Raw genomic sequence first — 20,214 nt, 5'->3', positions numbered from 1 at the left:
CAGTGGCGGGTTTAGATCACTTCAAATCGAAGCGATCCAAGTTCATCACTTTGTCCCATGCAGCGACGAAATCGTGCACAAACTTGGCTTGAGCGTCGTTCGCGGCATACACCTCAGCCAACGCGCGCAATTGCGAGTTGGAGCCAAACACTAAATCAACTTGGGTGCCGGTCCACTTCAGCTCGCCCGTTTTACGATCACGGCCTTCCAGCACTCCATCGCTACCGGGCTTATGCCACTTGGTGCCCATGTCTAGCAGGTTGACGAAGAAGTCGTTGCTTAGGGTTTCTACGCGCTTAGTGAACACGCCATGCTGGGCTTGGCCAACATTGGCATTGAGTGCACGCAAACCGCCGATCAGCACGGTTAACTCAGGTGCGGTCAGCGCCAACAGCTGCGCTTTATCAATCAGCATCTCGGCTGCGACGCCCTCGTAACCCTTGCGCGCATAGTTACGGAAGCCATCGGCTTTAGGTTCCAGCGCCTCGAAGGATTCGACATCAGTCTCTTCTTGTGAGGCGTCCATACGCCCTGGTGCGAACGGTACCACAACCTCGACACCGGCCTTCTTCGCCGCGGCTTCAATTGCAGCAGCACCGGCAATAACAATCAGGTCCGCGAGGGAGACTTGCTTACCGCCACTGGCTGAGGCGTTAAAGGCCTGCTGAATAGCTTCCAGCGCAGTCAGCACCTTGGCCAATTCGGCGGGTTGATTGACGGCCCAGTCCTTCTGCGGCGCCAGACGAATACGCGCGCCGTTAGCGCCACCGCGCTTGTCACTGCCGCGGAAAGTGGAGGCCGACGCCCAAGCGGTGTTAACCAACTGACTGATCGACAGACCACTGGCCAATACCTTGGCCTTGAGGGCCGCGACGTCCTGTGCATCCACTAGCGCGTGGTTAACGTCTGGGATTGGGTCTTGCCAGATCAGCACTTCTGCTGGCACCAGCGGGCCGAGGTAACGAGCACGCGGGCCCATATCACGGTGCGTCAGCTTGAACCAAGCACGGGCAAACGCATCAGCAAACACATCAGGATTCTGATGGAAGTGCCGCGAGATTTTCTCGTAGGCCGGGTCCATACGCAGCGACATATCCGCTGTGGTCATCATCGGCGGGTGCTTTAGCGCAGGATCATGAGCATCTGGAATCAGGTGCTCAGGCTTGCAGTTAATCGGTGTCCACTGATGAGCACCGGCTGGGCTTTTGGTCAGCGTCCACTCGTAACCGAACAGCATGTCGAAATAACCATTGTCCCAGGTGGTGGGGTTTGGCTTCCAAGCACCTTCAATGCCGCTGGTAGTGGTGTGCACGCCGATGCCGGTGCCAAATTTGTTGATCCAGCCAAAACCCTGATCTTCGATGCCACCCGCTTCCGGCTCAGGGCCGACCAATGTCGGATCGCCGGCGCCGTGGGATTTACCGAAGGTGTGACCACCAGCCACCAAGGCGACCGTTTCTTCATCGTTCATGGCCATACGGGCGAATGTTTCACGCACGTCGCGGCCTGAACCCAGTGGGTCGGGGTTACCGTCCGGACCTTCCGGGTTGACGTAAATCAAGCCCATCTGCACGGCAGCCAGCGGGTTTTCCAGATCGCGCTCGCCGCTGTAACGGCTATTGGCCTTGTCGCTGGTGGCCAGCCACTCGGTTTCCGAGCCCCAATAGGTGTCTTGTTCTGGCTCCCAAATATCAGCACGACCACCGGCATAGCCGAAGGTTTTAAAGCCCATGGATTCAAGGGCAACGTTACCGGCCAACACAAACAGGTCAGCCCATGACAGCTTGCTGCCGTACTTTTGCTTAACCGGCCAAAGCAGACGACGGGCTTTATCCAAGTTGCCGTTATCCGGCCAGCTGTTAATTGGCGCAAAACGCTGGTTACCAGTGCCCGTACCGCCTCGGCCATCGTGGATGCGGTAAGTGCCGGCTGCGTGCCATGCCAGACGAATCATTAAGCCGCCGTAGTGACCCCAGTCAGCTGGCCACCAATCTTGGGAATCAGTCATCAACACGGTGAGGTCTTTGACCACCGCATCCAGATCAAGGCTGTTGAATTGGTCGGCATAATTGAAGCCCGCACCCATCGGGTCGGACTTGCTGGAATGTTGGTGCAAAATATTCAGGTTGAGTTGATTGGGCCACCAATCAGCATTCTTCGGCGCGCTGCCCGACATCGTATTTTTACTAGCACCACCCGAAAACGGGCACTTTGCATCATTTGACATGAATTTCTCCTGTGTATTGGCCTAACTGATGCACCTAGCATCGTGGCTAGAGCGCAAACGGGCCAATAGGATTTTGGTATGAGCGTTATAGGGGTACGACAGCATGGGCAATTCGAACCTGGATACAATCGGCGATGCCGAGGTAACGGCCTAAATTAACCGCAAGAAAAGCGCTGGGCGGGTAAATTTCAGCCTGAAAATCAGCCTAATTGCATGAACCATGGCCACTCATACGCATGAGCAATGACTGGCGACTGCGAGCAGTTGCAGCGGCTCGGTAACCCTAGAGCACGCTTGGTAAAACCCCTCTCGCCAGCAATCTGAGCTTGTTTGCCTATCCATGGGCGATCATCCTTAGGCGCCTTGGCAGCTTGGTTCGGTCAGCCAAGCCTTTAACCCGAGCCTGCACAGTAGTTGCCTGAGCCTACTTGCCAAGTCTTTTGGAGATTTAGATGTCCCGCCCCTTGTCCCTTATACCGCTCCTCAGCCTGATTGCCTTTGCATGCTTTGCCATGCTCAGTGGGGCGCTGCTGCTGCAGTATCTGCTCGGTTGGGAGCCGTGCACGTTGTGTATTCAGATTCGCTTGTGGCTGCTCTGCGGTGGCGTTGTCAGTTTGCTGATCATGGCGCTAGAGGTCGCCAGGCTGCGCTGGCTGACGCTGCCTGTGTGGCCGCTGTTGCTAGCAGCTGTCGGCATGGCGGTGTATGACAACACGCATCTGGTGTTGATCGAGACCGGCATGTTGGAAAGCTCCAGCTGCTCGCCCTTCCCCTTCTATGCCTTTTACCTGCCGCTGCATGAGTGGCTGCCCAGCGTGTTTATGAGCGCCGGTGTGTGCGGGCAAAACGACTACAACATTATCGGCTTGCCGTTTACTCACTGGACGCTGCTGAGCGTCGTTCTGCTGTTGGCCTTGTGCCTGTTCACGGCTTGGCGCGCCATTCGCCGTTAATCTGCGGATCGGCGCTTAGCCAGCCACCGCCAAGGGCTGCGATTAGCTGCACGCTGGCAGTCAAGCGGCTACCCAGTAAGCTGAGATTGGTGCGCTCGTTGTTCAGCGCCGTGGCTTGCACATTGACCACCGCATTGAAGTCGACAGTGCCGGCGCGGTACTGATTGTCGATCAAACGCAGGGATTCGCGGGCAGCGTCCAGCGCGTCTTGCTGGATCAGCGCTTCCTGCTGCAGTACACGCAGTTGCACCAAGCTGTCTTCTACCTCGCGGAAGCTGTCGAGCACCGCTTGGCGGTACTGCGCCACAGTTTGATCGTAGGCCGCTTCGCTGCGTTCCAGCTCGGCGCTGCGCACGCCGCTGCGCACGCCACCATCAAACAAGGTCAGCGCCAGTTGCGGGCCAAGCGACCAAAAACGGTTGGGCACGTTGATCCAGTCGGCAAAACTGCTGCCCCGGTAACCGCCACTGGCGGCAATGCTTAGGTCTGGGTACCACGCCGCTTGCGCCACGCCGATGTCGGCATTGGCGGCCATCACCCGGCGTTCAGCGGCGGCCACATCCGGGCGGCGCTCGAGCAATTGCGAGGGGAGTGCCACAGGAATTTCCGGCAGCGTCGGCAGTTGCTCACGCACGGCGATACTCAGCGCACTGGGCGCTACGCCAATCAACACGGCAATCGCGTGTTCCAACTGGGCGCGCTGCCAGGTGAGGTCAATGGCCTGGGCTTGGGTGCTTTTCAGCTGGGTCAGCGCCTGGCTGACATCGGATTTGGGCACGATGCCCACGTTGTACTGGTTTTGCGTAAGTTTTAGTGAGCGCGCATAGGCTGCGACCGTGGCATTGAGCAGACGCTGCTGGTCATCCAGCACGCGCAGTTGCAGGTAGTTCTGCACCAACTCCGATTGCAGGCTGAGCTTTAGCGCGGCCAAATCAGCGGCGCTGGCCTCAAAACCGGCCCGGCTGGATTCCAGTGAACGGCGCAGCTTGCCCCAGATATCCAGCTCCCAAGCAGCATTCAAGCCGAGGTCATAACCTGTGGACACCCCAGCAGCGCTTGAATTGTTGGCGCTAAAACCCCCTTGACTGCCTGCGCCCTGCCCGCTGCGGCTGGCACCTGCGCTGCTCGACAGGCTCGGATACAACGCGGCACGCGCACCCCGCACCAAGGCGCGTGCTTGGCGATACTGCGCCTCGCTGGCGGCCAGGTTTTGATTGGAGATATTCAGCCGTTTAACCAGCGCATTCAGTTCGCCGTCGCCATACAGCTGCCACCAGTTGCCGCGCTCCAGCGCATCGCCAGGCGTGGCTTGCGTCCAGCCTGCAATTTGTTTGAACTGCGTCGGCGTTTGCAGCGGCGGACGCTGGTAATCCGGGCCGATGGCGCAGGCGCTCAGGGCCACACTTAAGGCCAGCAAGATGGGCAAACGATAAGCAGCTAAAGCCTTCATAACGGGGTTTCCAGAGCAGCGTCAGTGCGCACACCGCGCCAGCGGTTAACCCGATGGCGCAGGCGGTCGAAATACAGGTAAATCACCGGCGTGGTGTACAGGGTTAACAATTGGCTCAGCACCAGCCCACCGACGATGGTGATGCCCAGCGGCTGGCGCATTTCTGAGCCTTCGGCGCTGCTGAGCATCAGCGGCAATGCACCAAGAATCGCGGCTAGCGTGGTCATCATGATCGGACGAAAGCGCAGCAAACAGGCCTGACGGATGGACTCTTCAGGGCTTAGCTGCTGCTGGCGTTCCAGCTGCAAGGCTAGGTCGATCATCAAAATAGCGTTCTTTTTAACGATGCCGATCAGCAAAAACAGCCCCAGCAGGGAGATCAGGCTGAACTCAATACTCATCAGTTGCAGCGCGAGCAACGCACCGACGCCGGCCGAAGGTAAGGTTGAGAGAATCGTCAGCGGATGGATGTAGCTCTCATACAACACGCCGAGGACGACGTACACCACCACTAGGGCCAGCAAAATCATCCATGGCTGGTTTTGCTGGGTTTGTTGAAAAGCTCCACCGGTGCCGCTGAGCATGCCTTGCACCTCAGTCGGCAAGCCGACACGCGCCACAGCACGCTCGATCGCCGCCGTGGCTTGGTCCAAGCTGACGCCTTCGGCCAGGGCAAAACCAATATTTTCCACCGCAAACTGGCCCTGATGGTTGACCCGGTCCTCTTCCAAGCTGCGTTCCCAACGGGCAAAACTGGACAACGCCACCCGCGCACCCTCGGCCGTGATCAGCTGAATTTGATCCAGCGTTTCCGGGTACTGGGCGAACTGCGGGTTGATTTCCATGACCACGCTGTACTGGTTGAGGCTGTCATAGATGGTCGAGATTTGCCGCTGGCTGAACGCGTTATTCAGTACACCAGTGATCATATTCATATCGACGCCCAAGCGCTTAGCCACGTCGCGGTTTACCACCAGACGAATTTGCTGGGTGCCTTCGGCCTCCTTGGCGTCAATATCGGTCAGCTCCGGTAGCGCACGCAGCGCATCGCGCACCGGTGGCAACCAAATACGTAATTGGTCGAGATCACCGGACAACAGCATGTATTCGTTTTCTGAGCTGCGGCCCTGCCGGCCGCCGATCTGCAAATCCTGATCGGGCATCAAAAACATTCGCCCACCGGGTACTTTTGGCACCGACTGGCGCAGACGGTTAATGACCTCCTGCGCGCCGATTTTGCGCTCGCTGATGGGTTTCAGGCGCACGATCATAAAGGCGTTGTTGATCCCGCCACTGCCGCCAATGAAGCCCGCCACACTGTCCACCGCCGGGTCAGCCAACACGGCGCGCCGGTAAATTTCCATTTTCGGTTGCATAACCTGGAACGACAGACCGTCATCACCGCGGATAAAGCCGATCAGCTGGCCAGTGTCCTGTTGCGGTAAAAAAGTTTTCGGCACGCTGACAAACAGGAAGATGTTCAGGGCAATGGTCGCCAACAAGCTGAACAGCATCAGTAAGGAATGCTTGAGTGCCCAGTTCAAACCCCGCGCGTAAAACGCCAACACGCGCCGCTGCACGGCCCCGCCCCAACGCTGCATGGCGCTGGGCGCGTGTTCAATTGTTTCGGCCTTAAGCCAGCGCGCGCAGAGCATTGGCGTCAGGGTCAGTGACACCAGCAGGGAAATCACGATGGCCACGGCCAGGGTGATGGAGAACTCGCGGAATAAGCGCTCGACAATGCCGCCCATAAACAAAATTGAGATAAACACCGCCACTAAGGAGAGGTTCATCGCCAGCAAGGTAAAGCCCACTTCACGTGCGCCCTTAAAGGCCGCTGCCATCGGCGTTTCACCGGCTTCGATATGCCGCGAGATGTTTTCCAGCACCACAATGGCGTCGTCTACCACCAAGCCGGTGGCAATAATCAGCGCCATCAGCGACAGGTTATTCAGGGAAAAATCCAACAGGTACATCGCGGCAAAGGTGCCGACCAGCGACACCGGTACCGCCAGTGCCGGAATCAGCGCCGCACGCCAACGGCCGAGGAAGGCGAAGACCACCAGAATCACCAGCACCACGGCGATCAGTAAGGTTTGCTCAGCTTCATGCAGGGTCGCGGTGATCACCGGCGAGCGGTCCATGGCCACTTGCAGTGAAATACTGGCGGGAATCACCGCTTGTAGCGCCGGCAGTTGCGCGCGAATACCGGCAATGGTTTCAATAATATTGGCCCCTGTCTGGCGGTTAATCACCAGCAGAACCGCCTGCTCATCATTGTAGAAACCGCTGTTGTAACGGTCCTCTACCCCATCAGTGACGGTGGCCACATCAGCCAAACGCACGGCGGCGCCGTCTTGGTAGCGGATAATCAACGGCAGATAATCAGCGGCTTTTTCCAGTTGATCACTGGCCTGCACCTGCCAATGCCGCTCGGCGTCTTCCACTGCACCTTTGGGCCGCTTCGCATTAGCCGCGCTGATGCTCTGGCGCACTTCATCCAGAGCAATGCCGTAGTGATCAAGCAAGCGCGGTTCCAACGCCACGCGCACCGCAGGCAGAGAACTGCCGCCAATCTGCACCTCACCGACGCCGGTTACCTGGGCGAGTTTTTGCGCCAGGATGGTCGAGGCTACGTCATACAACTGGCCTTTATCCAGTACCTCGCTGGTCAGCGACAGCACCATGATCGGTGCCTGCGACGGGTTGACCTTGGCGTAAGTCGGCATGCTGCGCATGCCGCTGGGTAGCAGTTCGCGAGCAGCATTGATGGCGGCCTGCACCTCGCGAGCGGCGGCGTTGATGTCTCGATCCAAATCGAACTGGATCATTATCCGCGTATTGCCCTGGCTGCTGCGGCTGTTCATCTGGCTGATGCCGGCGATGGTGCCGAGCGAGCGCTCCAGCGGTGTGGCCACGCTGGACGCCATGATCTGCGGGCTGGCACCCGGCAGGTTGGCCTGCACGGTAATGGTGGGAAAATCCATCTGCGGCAGCGGCGCCACCGACAGCAGGCCGAAGCTCACCCCGCCCAGCAGCAGAATCGCCAGGCTCAGCAGTAAGGTGGCAACCGGGCGACGGATAAAGGGCGCGGAGAGGTTCACGTTACGGCCTCTGCGAGCGCCCAATACCGTTTGCTTGAGGTCAGTGAGTGGCTTTTTTTGCTAGCCCGGATTGCATCCGGGCTTCGCGTTAGCGCCTTGCCCATAACAGGAGCAGGCTTGCGCGCGATCATTGGCGGCGCCAACGTATCGCCTGCAAGCTGGCGCCTACAGAAAACACTCACACCGCCACTCACACCGCCACTCCCGCTGCGCTGCGGCCGCTGATGCGCCGCGACAGGCGATCGAAATACAGGTAAATCACCGGTGTGGTGAACAGCGTCAGGACCTGGCTCAGCAGCAAGCCGCCCACCATCACCAAGCCCAATGGCTGGCGCAGTTCAGCCCCGGAGCCGGTGGCCAGCATCAGCGGGATGGCACCAAACAGCGCAGCTAAGGTGGTCATCAGAATTGGCCGAAAGCGCAGCAATGCCGCCTGGTAGATCGCCGCTTCCGGCTGCATGCCTTGGTTGCGCTCAGCGTCGAGGGCAAAATCGATCATCATGATCGCGTTCTTTTTGACGATACCGATCAGCAAAATGATGCCAATAATCGCAATCAGCCCCAGCTCATTACCGCTAATCAGCAACGCCAGCAACGCGCCAACACCGGCCGAAGGCAAGGTCGACAGAATGGTGATCGGGTGGATATAACTCTCGTAGAGCACGCCGAGGACGATGTACATGGTGACGATGGCCGCCAGAATCAGCAGTAAGGTGCTCGACAGCGATGCGCGGAAGGCCTCTGCCGCGCCTTGAAAGCGTGTTTGCACCGCGGGCGGAATAGCGATCTGCTGTTTGACCTGCTCAATTACCGCCACCGCCTCGCCCAGCGACACGCCGCTGGCCAAGTTGAAGGACAAGGTCGCCGCTGGGAATTGGCCGATATGGTTGATCAACAAACTGGCCGCGCGCTCCTCAACCCGCGCCAAGGTGGACAGCGCCACCTGCTGGCCATCAGCGGCTCTGACGTAAATCTCGCGCAAGGCGGCCGGGCCAATACTGCCGGCATTCGCGCTTTCCAGCACCACGCGGTATTGGCTGGCTTGGGTGTAGATAGTGGAAATCTGCCGCTGGCCGAAGGCGTCGTACAGCGCGTTATCAATATCGGCCACACTGACGCCGAGTCGCCCGGCGAGGTCGCGGTCGATGTGGAGAAACACCTGTAAGCCGCTGTTCTGCAGGTCGCTGGCTACATCCGTGAGTTCGGGTTGCTGGCGCAGTGCGCTGACCAACTTTGGCGCCCATGTTTCCAGCAGGTCGGTATCCGGCGACTCCATGCTGAACTGGAACTGGGTGCGGCTGACCCGGTCCTCGATGGATAAATCTTGCACCGGCTGCAGGTACAAGGCGATACCGGGAATGCGCGCCAGCTGCGGGCGTAGACGCTCGATGATCTGACTGGCGCTAACGTCGCGCTCGGCCCGTGGCGTTAAGTTGATCAGTAAACGACCGCTGTTCAGCGTCGGGTTATCACCGTCCACCCCGATATAAGACGACAGGCTGGCCACGGCCGGGTCCTCCAGCAGCACCTCGGCCAGCCGCTGCTGGCGCTCACTCATGGCCTTGAAGGAAATCGACTGCGGCGCTTGCGAAATACCCTGGATCAGCCCCGTGTCCTGCACTGGGAAGAAGCCCTTGGGCACCACGAGGTACAGCAGCACCGTCAACACCAGGGTGCCAATGGCCACCAATAGCGTCAGTGGCTGATGCTTGAGTACCCAGCTCAGCCACACTCCGTAGCGGGCGATCATGGCGTCGATCACCGCGCCCGCAGCACGGTAGAAGCGCCCTTCTTCTGCGGGCTTTTGCACGGTGAGCAAGCGCGCGCACATCATCGGCGTCAGTGTCAGCGACACCACCAGGGAAATTAAGATGGCCACGGCCAGGGTGATGGCGAACTCGCGGAACAGCCGCCCGACCACATCGGCCATAAACAGCAGCGGAATTAGCACGGCGATCAGCGAGATGGTCAGTGAAACCAAGGTAAAACCAATCTGCCGAGCGCCTTTAAGTGCAGCGTTGAGTGGTGTTTCGCCCTCTTCCAGATGGCGTGCGATGTTTTCCAGCATGACGATGGCATCGTCGACCACAAAGCCGGTGGCAATGGTCAGCGCCATCAACGTCAGGTTGTTGATGGTGAAGCCGGCTAGATACATCACGCCAAACGTGCCAACCAAGGACAGCGGCACAACGATAGAGGGAATCAGGGTCGCCGAGAGTTTGCGCAGAAACACAAAGGTCACCAGCACCACCAGCGCGATGGCCAGCAGCAGCTCATGTTGCACGCCCTTGACTGCCGCGCGGATGGTTTCGGTGCGGTCAGTCAGCACGCTGACCTCGACGCTGGCCGGCAACCCTTGGGTGAGGCTGGGCAGCAACGCCTGAATACGCTCGACCACCTCAATGACGTTGGCACCGGGTTGGCGTTGCACATTAATCAGCACCGCCTCGCTGCGGTTAGCCCAAGCGGCCAGGCGCTGGTTTTCCGCGCCGTCGACAATAGTGGCGACATCTTTCAGGCGCAGCGCTGCGCCATCCTTATAGCCGAGGATCAGTTCGCGGTATTCATCTGCGGATTTCAGCTGGTCGTTTGCATCCAGTTGCGACACCCGGGTCGGGCCGTCGAAATTACCTTTAGGCTGGTTAACGTTGCTGGCGGTGATCAGCGTGCGCACATCACTGAGGTTAAGGCCGTAAGACGCCAGCAATTGCGGGTTGACCCGCACGCGTATCGCCGGGCGCTGCCCACCGGCCAAGGTCACCAGACCGACACCACTGGTTTGCGCGAGTTTTTGCGCCAGGCGGGTGTCGACCAAGTCAAACACCTGCGGCAGCGGCATGGTTTTCGAGCTGATGGCCAAGGTCATTACCGGGGTGTCAGCCGGGTTGACTTTGTTGTACACCGGTGGCGCCGGCAGATCGTTGGGCAGCAAGTTGCTGGCGCCATTGATCGCCGCCTGCACTTCTTGCTCAGCGACACCCAGTTGCACGTCTAGGTTAAAGCGCAAGGTGATCACCGACGCGCCGCCTGAGCTGGCCGAGGACATTTGCTTAAGGCCGGCCATTTGCCCGAACTGGCGCTCCAGCGGCGCAGTGACCGCGCTGGTCATCACATCTGGGCTGGCACCTGGGTAAAGGGTCATCACCCGGATAGTCGGGTAATCCACTTCCGGCAACGCCGATACCGGCAACAGCCGATAGGCGAGCACGCCGCTGAGGAAGATCGCCAGCATGATCAGCGTGGTGGCGACCGGGCGCAGGATAAATACACGGGAAACGTTCATTCGGCGTGCGGCACTGCTGAGCGCTCAGGCGCGGCTGGCTGTGCTTGAGTGGCAGCCGGCTGGTCGCTGACCACCTCGACCTGATTGCCCGAGCGCAACCGATCGGTGCCTTCCAACACCACGCGGTCGCCCGCTTTAAGCCCCTGCTCAACCACGCTGACCTGGCCGTCGCTAGGGCCGATGCTGATGGGCGTCAGCTGCACCTTGTCTTCTGCGTCTACCACATAGGCGAAGGTGCCACCCGCGCCAAACTGCAGCGCGGCGGCCGGCATTAGCGTGACGTTCTGCAGGGTTTGCACGCGCAGGCGCACGTTGACGAATTGGTTGGGGAAGAGCATTTCTTCGGCATTGGCAAAACGCGCCTTGAGCTTGACCGTGCCGGTGGCGGTGTCGATCAGGTTATCAATGCTTTGCAGCTGCCCTTCTGCCAATTTTAATTTTTCACTACGGTCCCAAGCCTCGACCGTTAGCGTCTGGCCTGCGCGCATTTGCTGCACCACGGCCGGTAATTCAGCTTCTGGCAGAGTAAACATCACGGAAATTGGCAGAGTCTGAGTGATCACCACCAGCGGCAATGCATCGCTCGAACTGACTAAGTTGCCGGCATCCGCCTGACGGATACCCAGGCGGCCACTAATCGCTGCACGCACCTGGGTGAAATCAAGATTAAGTCGCGCTGTGGCGACATCCGCCTGCAAGCTTTTTAGGTTGCCACGGTACTGATTGACCAACGCTTCTTGGGTATCGAGGGTTTGTTTGGCAATCGAGTCTTCGGCAAACAGGCCGCGGTAGCGCGCCAAATCTAACTCGGCGTTGCGCAGCTGCGCTTGGCGCTCTTGCAGCGCACCTTGGGCCTGCTGCAGGGCAATGTCATAGGCGCGCGGGTCGATCACCGCGAGCAGTTCGCCGGCTTTGACCTGCTGGCCATCCTTGAACAGCACCTTGACCAATTCGCCGTCCACCCGGCCGCGTACATTAACGGTGTTGTAGGCCGTGACGGTACCCAAAGCCTTGAGCTCGACCGGGAAATCACCCTGGCTAACATCCGCCACCCGCACCGGTATCGGCCCCATATCGCCAAAAGGTCCGCCGCGCATAGACGACGGCTGCGGCTTATTCGGCCAAAACCACCAGAGCAGCAGAAGCAGCAACGCGAGCAAGAGCGCGCCAATCAGCCATTGGCGGGACAGATTTCGGGAACGGACGGTGGACTGTGAATCAGGCATGGCAACGATCGCTTACGTGGGGAGCCTGAACGATATGGGCTATCAGCCGGCCTGCAAAGGCTCTTTACCGGCTATTTACCTTTCTTATGCGTTACTAAATGTCTGATCCGAATAGAAAATTGTCGGAAACAGTGCTCAACGTCGCGTAGTGACGGCCCGCAGGGTGGCCACCAGGGATGGCAGGCCATGAATAAAAACGGCCTGCAGAGCAGGCCGTAATCAACATCCGGGGGTGCTTACTTGAGCACCGCCATTGCCGCTGCGTAATTTGGCTCATCGGCGATTTCACCGACCAGCTCGCTGTGCAGCACTTTGTCATGCTCATCTAGCACCAGGACTGCACGGGCTGCCACACCGACCAGCGGGCCGCTGGCAATGGCTACGCCGTAGCTCTGCAGGAAGTCAGCACCGCGCATGGTCGACAGGTTGATGACGTTGTCCAGGCCTTCAGCACCGCAGAAGCGTGCCTGGGCGAATGGCAGGTCAGTGGAGATGCACAGCACCACGGTGTTGGCCAGTTTACTGGCACCAGCGTTGAAGGTACGCACCGAGGTGGCGCAGGTAGGCGTGTCAACGCTTGGGAAAATGTTCAGAACTTTGCGCTTGCCGGCCAAGCTGGCCAGGCTCACATCACTCAGGTCAGCGGCAACTAGGCTAAACGCCGGCGCTTGTTGACCAATCTGCGGCAGTTGACCGGTGACTTCAACCGGGGAGCCTTTAAGGGTGACTTGTGCCATGGGGACGATCCTTTCAGCAAAAATGGACAGGGGTAATACGTTAGGGCGTGAACCTACCAACTGGCAAGCCCGCGCCCTCTGATGGGCAATAGGCAGCGCTAAACAAACGTCCGGCTGGCCTAACCGCCCGAACGGTACATCAATTTTTAGCGAAATGATCCTTGGTCAGTTTGACCACGATCGGGCTCAGTAACAGCAGCGACAACAAGTTAGGAATCGCCATTAGGCCGTTGAGGGTATCCGCTACCAGCCACGCAAAGTCCAGCTGGGCAATCGCGCCGAATGGCACCGCCACCACCCATAGAATCCGGAACGGCAATATGGCTTTGGTACCCACCATGTATTCCCAGCACTTCTCGCCGAAGTAGCTCCAGCCAAGGATGGTGGTAAAGGCGAACACCACCAGAGCGATGGTCAGAATGTAACCGCCAACGCCGGGCATGGCCGACTCGAAGGCTGCCGCAGAAAGCGCTGCACCGCTGACACCGCTGGTCCATACGCCAGACGTAATAATCGCCAGGCCAGTCATTGAGCAAATGATGATGGTGTCGATAAAGGTCCCGAGCATACCGATCATCCCCGAGCGGACCGGGCTGTTCGTGGTACCGGCTGCTTGAGCAATACCGGCAGTGCCCAGGCCTGCTTCGTTGGAGAAAATACCGCGGGCCACACCAAAGCGAATCGCCGCCATCACGGCCGCACCCGCAAAACCACCCGTGGCCGCCGCTGGGCTAAAGGCGTAGGTGAAAATCATGTCAAAGGCTGCTGGAATTTCCGAGGCATTGACCACCAACACCACCATGGCGGCGATGATGTAGGCCACACACATAAACGGCACCAACGTCGCCGCCACTTTACCGATACGTTTGATGCCACCGAGGATGACCATACCGACAAAGACCATGGTCACAACACCTGTGACCCAAAGCGGCACATTGAAGGTGGTTTGCAGGGCGGCGGCCATGCTGTTGACCTGGACCATGTTGCCGATACCAAAGCCGGCAAAGCCACCAAAGATGGCGAATGCGGTGCCCAGCCACAGCCACTTTTTACCCAAGCCGTTTTTGATCGCGTACATCGGGCCGCCAACGTGCTCGCCGCGCTTGTCCTTCTCGCGGTAATGCACCGCCAGCACCACTTCGCAGTACTTGGTGGCCATACCGACCAGCGCGGTGCACCACATCCAGAACAAGGCGCCCGGACCGCCAAGAAAAATCGCGGTGGCCACGCCGGCAATGTTGCCAGTACCCACGGTAGCAGCCAGGCAGGTCATCAACGCCTGGAACGGGCTGATTTCGCCGCTCTCCGCATCGCCCTTCTTGCGGCCCTGCCACATCAACTTAAAGCCTGCGCCGATCTTGGTCAGCGGCATAAACTTCAAGCGCAACATGAGGAACAGGCCGGTACCGAGAATCAGCACCAGCATGGGTGGACCCCAGACAATGCCATTAAGCTGATTAACCAGGGTGTTGAGGAATTCCATGTTCATTTCCTTATTTTTGTAGTGAACGCGAGGGAGGTAGCCTTCGCTTGTCCGAATGCCGGGTAGGCCTTGCTTTGCACCAGTAGCGAGCCGGATCGGCAGGCTGGCAAACAGCAGATCGGGTGCTGTCCGCTAGCACAACGACTGCCCGAATATCGGCAACAGTCAGTATATGAAGACTGTCATAGGGGTTTTCACTGTTTAGATTTAAACGCTTAGCTATTTTAAGCGTATCGCGCAATTTAACCGCGATTTAACTTGAATAATCCAGCTTTTAGCCGCATAAAACCGGCTTAAAAGTCACGCCGATAGAACAGATCCAGGGAACTGGCCAAGCCGCTGGCAGCCTCAAGGTAGAGCTTGCGGCTCAGCTCATAGCGCAAGGCAATGGTGTTAGCCGGCTCGAACACACCCACGCCGTAACGCAGGCTCAGGCGCTCGGACAGGTTGCCGCTGGCCACCACGCGGGTGGTGACACCGCTGCCTTGGGTGTCCAGTTGAAAGTCACCGATGCCCAAGCCCTGAGCTAAGTTGCTAATCAGCGGCGCACTGCCCGCCATGCCCAAAGCCAGAGCGGCTTGAGCAAACACGCTGTTATCACCACCGCCCTGCCCCAACGGCCGCCCCATCACCAAGTAGGACAGCGCCTGCTCTTGGCTCATGGCCGGTTCGGAAAATACCGTGCTGGTGGGTTGCGCCGCATTGCCGTTTAGGCGCAGGCCAGCGGTAACATCATTGACCTGACGCACCGCTTCGATATCCACAAACGGCTGGTCGATAGGCCCGGCGAACAGCAGGCGCGCACGCCGTAGGGTCAAGCGCTGGCCATAGGCACGAAAGCGCCCTTTGTTGAGGTTCAACTCGCCTCGCGTGTCGAGGTCATTGCCGATATGCACGCGGCCTTGTAGCTCGGCATTTAAACCAAAACCGCTGAAGGTCAGGCGCTCCTGGCCCACCTCGACATCAATGTCCATGGCAATCGCCGTGGCCGGCTGCTGCGCACTTTCGAGGCCCACCACCCGTGCATCGCTGGAAATTTGCACCGTCGACGCTGGCAGCTCGCGAACGGTAATTGCTCCACTGGGGATCAGCAGCTTACCGGCTACTGACAACTGCTGATCACGCAGGCGCAGGCGTAAATCAGGCTCAACCTCCAGTGCGGCATAGGGCTCAACCGTGACGGGCAAACGGCTGCCACGCAGCTGCACGTCGGCCTGCAGGCCATCGGCCCAGTTCAACTCGCCATTCAAACTGCCTTGGCCCTGTTCGCCGCTGCGCCAATCGCCTTCCAGCACCAGCCGCTCACCCATAACCTGCGCCTGCAGTTGTAGCTGCTCGATGTTCATCGGCAGCTCGCCACCGGCTATTTCAGCGTTTATTACCCCTAATGTGCCGTTAATCTGCGGCGCCAACAGCCCACCAGAAAGGCTACCCGCGCCATTCAATTGCCCAGCGATGCGCTCCACCATCGGCACAAATGGCCGGACCAGCGCTAAGTCCAGACCATTTAAGCGAAAGCTGCCGGACAACGGTTTGCTGGCCGGGCGCGGATCAAGCTGAGCCTGCACGGCTAACTCGCCAATGGCCGGGCCACGCAATTGCAGCGCAGCATCGATGCGCTGTGGGCGTATCTGCGTGCTCAAGCGCAGGCTGTCATAAGCAAAATCCAACCACTGTTGTTGATCGCGAATACGCCATACGCCGCTGCCGGCATCCAATTCAAGGCTGCCACTGGGGCCGCTGGGCGGCAGGTCTACCTGCAGTTTGCCGTTGAGTTGGCCCTGCCATTGGAAGTCCTTGGGCCACCACTGCGCCAGGCTGTCCATGGGTAAGTTACTCAGCTGGTAGTTCAGCTTGAGGTGCGGCAATAGACGCTGCTCCGTGCCACATAGGCTGGCTGAGCCTGAACGCCAGCAATGTGCGCCCACGCTGAGCTGCCCGCTGACCAAGTGCAGCAACGATGCCGGCTGTTGCAGTTGCCAGTCTTGACCGCCACTTTGCACCTCGCCACGGCTGAGACTGCCGCGCCAGTTGCCCTTGTCCAATGTCCCGGCCACGACCAGCTGGCTATTGAGCAAGGGACCTTGCAGTTGCAGTTCTCCGCGCTGTTGTTTTTGATCACCGCTCAGGGTGGCGGTCAGCCGACCCAGCTCGGTGTCACCGAGCTGAATACCTTGTGCATCGAGCTTTACGCGCCCGCGTTGAGCGTTGTTGAGGCTGGCGTCGAGCGTGAGCTGTTGTAAGCGCTGGGTTTTATACGCCAAGCGCTGCCCTTGCATGTGCAACTGGCCCTGGGGCGCGTGCAGCTTGCCAGCCAGGTCAAGATGGCCGTTGAGCTGGCCTTGCAGGCCCGGCCAGAGCTGACCCAAGCGTGGCATCGCCAGCAGCAACCGGCCGCTCAACCCTTGGCGCAAGGCGGCCTTGCCGCTGATGCGGTTATCGCCGAGGCGGATATCCAGCGCACTCAGCTCGCCCTGCTCCAGGCCACCGGTAAATTGCGCCAGTAACTTAGCGGGTTGGCCGCGCAAGCGGCCGCTAAGATCAATGTCGGCATTGAGGCTCAGCTGTTGGTTGCTGAAGCTGCCGGAACTGTTCAATGGCCCGGCCAATTCGCCGGGCAGCTCGGCCAACCAGTAAGAAGGGTCAAGCTGACTCAGTTGCAGGCGCACATCCCAGCTCAGCGGCTCGGCAAAGCCCAGGCTGACCTGGCCTTCAGCACGACCTTGGCCGGCTTGCACACGTAACTCGGGTAAATACAGTTTTTGCAGGTCGCCGCTCAGCGGGCTTTGCAGGCTAAAAGCCCCAGCTGGGCCGTCCAGTTCGGCGGCAAAATACCCAAGGTAATTGCCCTCTGAATACGCCAACTCACCCGTGAGCGCATGCAGGGCCACAGGCAGAGGCTCTGCCAGTGGATAGAGGCGCTGCCAAGGAAAAGCCTGCCAGTTGACCCGGCTTTCTAGGCTCAAGCCTTGTTGCCAGTTCAGCGCGCCACTGAGCTGCACCTGCTGCTCGGGGCTAGCGGTCAGGCTCAGGTTGCTGATTACTGCGCTATCAGCCTTAAGTAGCCCAGCCAGCGCCAAGGCTACCGGCCCCTCGCTTGCCGGCAGGCTGGCCGTGCCGATAACGTGATAACCGGCCTGCAGATCGCCCTCGGCATTCAGCTCAACCTGTTCAAGATTGAGGCTTTCAGGCCACTCCGCGCGGGCTTTGAACGTAGCAACCTGCACGCGCACCTGTGCGGGCATGTGCTCAGCCAAGGGCTGCAGCCAGCCGCTTAGGTTACCCTGCAGGTAACCGCTGCTGCTGGCTGTGACGTTCACCCGCTCGCGCAAGTCGCCCTCAAGGTGCACTGTCACGGGCCACGCTTGCTGCTGCGCCGGCAATTGCAGCTGGCCACTGAGCTGCAGCGGCCAGTTGCCACTGGTTTGCAGGTGGCCAGCCAACTGCAAATCCAGGTCAGCAGCACTCAGGCTGAGGCTATCGAGCTGAATGCCTTGGGCCGTCCAACGAGCAGCCAGTTGCAGGCCACGCAGTTGTTCAACGCCATTCAGCTGCAGGCTGTCGATCTGCACATCACCTAATTGCAGCGCCAGCGGCAGGCTGAAATCCGGCAGGCTAAACGGTTGCTTGTTGGGCTGCTCGCGTGCCGGCAATGACACACTGATTAGCCCACTGTGCAACTGCTCGATACACAGGGTCAGGCGCAGTAGGCAGACAGGCGACCACTGCAAACGAGGGGCTAGCACCTCAACGCGGCTATCACCCTGCTGCCAGCGCAGTTGCTGCGCGCGCCAACTGCCACCCAGGCGCCCAGTGAAACCCTCTACCTGCAACCCCGGTAGCTGCGCCAACAACCAGCGGCTGCCGCTTTGCGTACCCAGCAACACGCTTAGGCCCAGCACAAGTACCAGCAACAGAGCCAGCCCGGCGAATAGCGAGTGGCGCAGCCAGCGCTTCACAGCTCCGGCCCCATGGAGAAATGCACGCGGACACCGCCTTGATCATCCAGCGGGTGCGCCAAATCGAGGCGCAGCGGGCCCAGTGGCGAGACCCAGCGTATGCCAACGCCCACGGCGCTTTTCAGCGACGGGATTTGCAGGGAGTCGAAGGTATTGCCTTGATCAACAAAACTCGCCAACCGCCAGCGCTCGGTCAGGCTGTATTGGTATTCCAGGCTGGTGCTGAACAGGTAACGACCACCGACCTTGTCCCCCTCGTCATTTTCTGGTGACAGACTCTGGTAGTCATATCCGCGCACGCTTTGGTCGCCGCCCGCAAAGAAGCGCAGCGACGGCGGTACTTGGGCAAAGCCATCGGACTCGGTGCCGCCTAGCTGTACCCGGCCCAGCAATCGATGGCGTTTAAACACGGTGGTCAGGCCTTTGAGCTGAATATTGCCGTGCAGCACATTGGCATCCGACAACAGCCCATTAGCCGCCCCGGCCAGATCGAACTGCAGACGGTAGCCATGGTTGGGGTCGATCTGATTATCACTGCCCAGATAGGAATAGCTGATTCCCGGCATCAGCAGCGTGCTGGTGCCGGCGTCATCGCCCAGGTCGTATTGTTCGTGTCGCCACTTCAGCGACACGACTCGCTGCCAGCCATTGTCCAATTGGCGGTGCCATTCCGGCCCGAAGGTCAGTAAACGGCTTTTGCTGTCGGTATCGGCCAACTCCTCGGCCTGGTAACCGCCGGCGACCCTGAGTTTATCGGTCAGCGGCGGATCAAGCGGGACGTCGTACCACAGGCCGACATTTTGCCGGGGGGCCGACAGCTCGACTTCCGCGCCATAACTGTGACCCTGTGGATTGGCCCAATGCCGCGTCCAGTTCGCTCGCCCACGGGGCCCAACATCAGTGGAAAACCCCAAGCCCAAGCCCATGCTGCGTGGCTTACGCGCCTGTAATTGGACTTGCACCGGGATCTGCTCGGCCGCTGCGCTGCTGGGGTTGGCGTCCACCTGCACCGACTCAAAATAGCCACTGGAACGCAGCGCCTGATACAGCTCAGCGATCAGCACCGAGTCATAAGGTGTATCGGCTGGGAACGGCACCATGCGCTGCAGCAGCTGTTCATCAAAGGGTGAGTCCCCCAGAAAATGCACAGCCCCCAGTTGATAGCGTGGACCGCTGAGATAAATCAGCTCGATGTCTGCGACCCCATTATCCGGGTCGATCGTCAGACGCTGCTGGCTAAAACGCCCTGCGAAAAAGCCATAACGTGAAGCCTGGTTCTGGATGTCTCGCTTAGCAGCGTCGTAACGACCGTGATTGAGCTGGACGCCCCTACGCAGCTGTGGATCATTCGGGAGGCGAAAATCACGCAGTTGCGCCGCCGGACCTTCAATACGCACCACCACATCACGCAAGCGCACCGGCTCACCAGGCTGGATGCGCAGGGTCAGACGCGGCGTTGCGCCCTCACTGACCTCTGCTGTGATCTGCGCTTGGTAGTAGCCCAGCGCCTGGCTGGCTTTCTCGGCCTGGTTCTCGGCCACCCGGCGAAAACGCTGAAGGGCTTCAGCATCGCGCTCGCCTAGGCTGCCGATATAACCTTCGATATTGCGTTTGAGTGCGCTATTAGCCGGCTCAATACGTACGCGCAGCTCTGCCTCGGCCAAGGCCGCAGCACTCAGCAGTAAGACAAGCAGACCGGTAACAAGGTTGGGTAACACAGGCATGGGGCGATGCTAGCACGGACGCTGGGCCGGTTTAGAGCCTCCGCGCAGGGAATTAGTTGCGACTCGAT

General features: G+C 59.4%; 10 protein-coding genes. 1 reads left to right on the top strand and 9 read right to left on the bottom strand.

Annotated elements, in window-relative coordinates; genetic code table 11:
- Positions 1–16: 16 nt before the first annotated feature.
- Complete coding sequence (katG, locus tag WF513_RS08270) at positions 17–2,227, bottom strand: catalase/peroxidase HPI (RefSeq protein WP_339083172.1); 2,211 nt, start codon at positions 2,225–2,227, stop codon at positions 17–19.
- Between the two features lie 452 nt (positions 2,228–2,679).
- Here katG and WF513_RS08265 point away from each other — a divergent pair, with 452 nt between their 5' ends.
- Positions 2,680–3,180 (top strand): disulfide bond formation protein B, encoded by a 501-nt coding sequence (locus tag WF513_RS08265; RefSeq protein WP_339083171.1) that lies wholly within the window; start codon positions 2,680–2,682, stop codon positions 3,178–3,180.
- Here WF513_RS08265 and WF513_RS08260 read toward each other — a convergent pair.
- The 8 genes from WF513_RS08260 to WF513_RS08225 all read right to left on the bottom strand — a co-directional run bounded on the left by WF513_RS08260 (position 3,152) and on the right by WF513_RS08225 (position 20,146).
- Positions 3,152–4,630 (bottom strand): efflux transporter outer membrane subunit, encoded by a 1,479-nt coding sequence (locus WF513_RS08260; RefSeq protein ID WP_339083169.1) that lies wholly within the window; start codon positions 4,628–4,630, stop codon positions 3,152–3,154. The genes WF513_RS08265 and WF513_RS08260 overlap by 29 nt on opposite strands.
- Positions 4,627–7,734, bottom strand: coding sequence for an efflux RND transporter permease subunit (locus tag WF513_RS08255; protein WP_339083167.1), 3,108 nt, complete (start codon positions 7,732–7,734; stop codon positions 4,627–4,629). The genes WF513_RS08260 and WF513_RS08255 overlap by 4 nt, the downstream gene beginning before the upstream one ends.
- A gap of 190 nt (positions 7,735–7,924) precedes the next feature.
- Complete coding sequence (locus tag WF513_RS08250; protein WP_339083165.1) at positions 7,925–11,017, bottom strand: MdtB/MuxB family multidrug efflux RND transporter permease subunit; 3,093 nt, start codon at positions 11,015–11,017, stop codon at positions 7,925–7,927.
- Entirely contained in the window at positions 11,014–12,243 is a 1,230-nt protein-coding gene (locus WF513_RS08245) for an MdtA/MuxA family multidrug efflux RND transporter periplasmic adaptor subunit (RefSeq protein ID WP_339083163.1), read from the bottom strand. Before WF513_RS08245 ends, WF513_RS08250 begins: the two co-directional genes overlap by 4 nt.
- A gap of 236 nt (positions 12,244–12,479) precedes the next feature.
- Positions 12,480–12,980, bottom strand: a complete 501-nt coding sequence (gene tpx, locus WF513_RS08240; protein ID WP_339083161.1) for a thiol peroxidase — start codon at positions 12,978–12,980, stop codon at positions 12,480–12,482.
- 139 nt (positions 12,981–13,119) lie between these two features.
- Positions 13,120–14,463: a sodium:alanine symporter family protein gene (locus WF513_RS08235; RefSeq protein ID WP_339083159.1), complete on the bottom strand. Its 1,344-nt coding sequence runs from the start codon at positions 14,461–14,463 to the stop codon at positions 13,120–13,122.
- Positions 14,464–14,756: 293 nt separating this feature from the next.
- Positions 14,757–18,422: a translocation/assembly module TamB domain-containing protein gene (locus tag WF513_RS08230; RefSeq protein WP_339083157.1), complete on the bottom strand. Its 3,666-nt coding sequence runs from the start codon at positions 18,420–18,422 to the stop codon at positions 14,757–14,759.
- Positions 18,419–20,146 carry an autotransporter assembly complex family protein gene (locus WF513_RS08225; protein WP_339083155.1) on the bottom strand — a complete coding sequence of 576 codons (1,728 nt, stop codon included), beginning with the start codon at positions 20,144–20,146 and terminating at the stop codon, positions 18,419–18,421. The genes WF513_RS08230 and WF513_RS08225 overlap by 4 nt, the downstream gene beginning before the upstream one ends.
- Positions 20,147–20,214 lie beyond the last annotated feature (68 nt).

It is taken from the genome of Pseudomonas sp. TMP9 (genome assembly GCF_037943105.1).
GTDB lineage: Bacteria > Pseudomonadota > Gammaproteobacteria > Pseudomonadales > Pseudomonadaceae > Aquipseudomonas.
Note: the sequence above shows the minus strand (reverse complement) of the source record. Positions and strands in the feature narration are given on the sequence as shown.

What these genes read in the sequence shown, in the direction of transcription:
- katG (WP_339083172.1), bottom strand. Translation starts at nt 2,227, where the DNA reads ATGTCAAATGATGCAAAGTGCCCGTTTTCGGGTGGTGCTAGTAAAAAT.
- WF513_RS08265 (WP_339083171.1), top strand. Translation starts at nt 2,680, where the DNA reads ATGTCCCGCCCCTTGTCCCTTATACCGCTCCTCAGCCTGATTGCCTTT.
- WF513_RS08260 (WP_339083169.1), bottom strand. Translation starts at nt 4,630, where the DNA reads ATGAAGGCTTTAGCTGCTTATCGTTTGCCCATCTTGCTGGCCTTAAGT.
- WF513_RS08250 (WP_339083165.1), bottom strand. Translation starts at nt 11,017, where the DNA reads ATGAACGTTTCCCGTGTATTTATCCTGCGCCCGGTCGCCACCACGCTG.
- WF513_RS08245 (WP_339083163.1), bottom strand. Translation starts at nt 12,243, where the DNA reads ATGCCTGATTCACAGTCCACCGTCCGTTCCCGAAATCTGTCCCGCCAA.
- tpx (WP_339083161.1), bottom strand. Translation starts at nt 12,980, where the DNA reads ATGGCACAAGTCACCCTTAAAGGCTCCCCGGTTGAAGTCACCGGTCAA.
- WF513_RS08235 (WP_339083159.1), bottom strand. Translation starts at nt 14,463, where the DNA reads ATGGAATTCCTCAACACCCTGGTTAATCAGCTTAATGGCATTGTCTGG.
- WF513_RS08225 (WP_339083155.1), bottom strand. Translation starts at nt 20,146, where the DNA reads ATGCCTGTGTTACCCAACCTTGTTACCGGTCTGCTTGTCTTACTGCTG.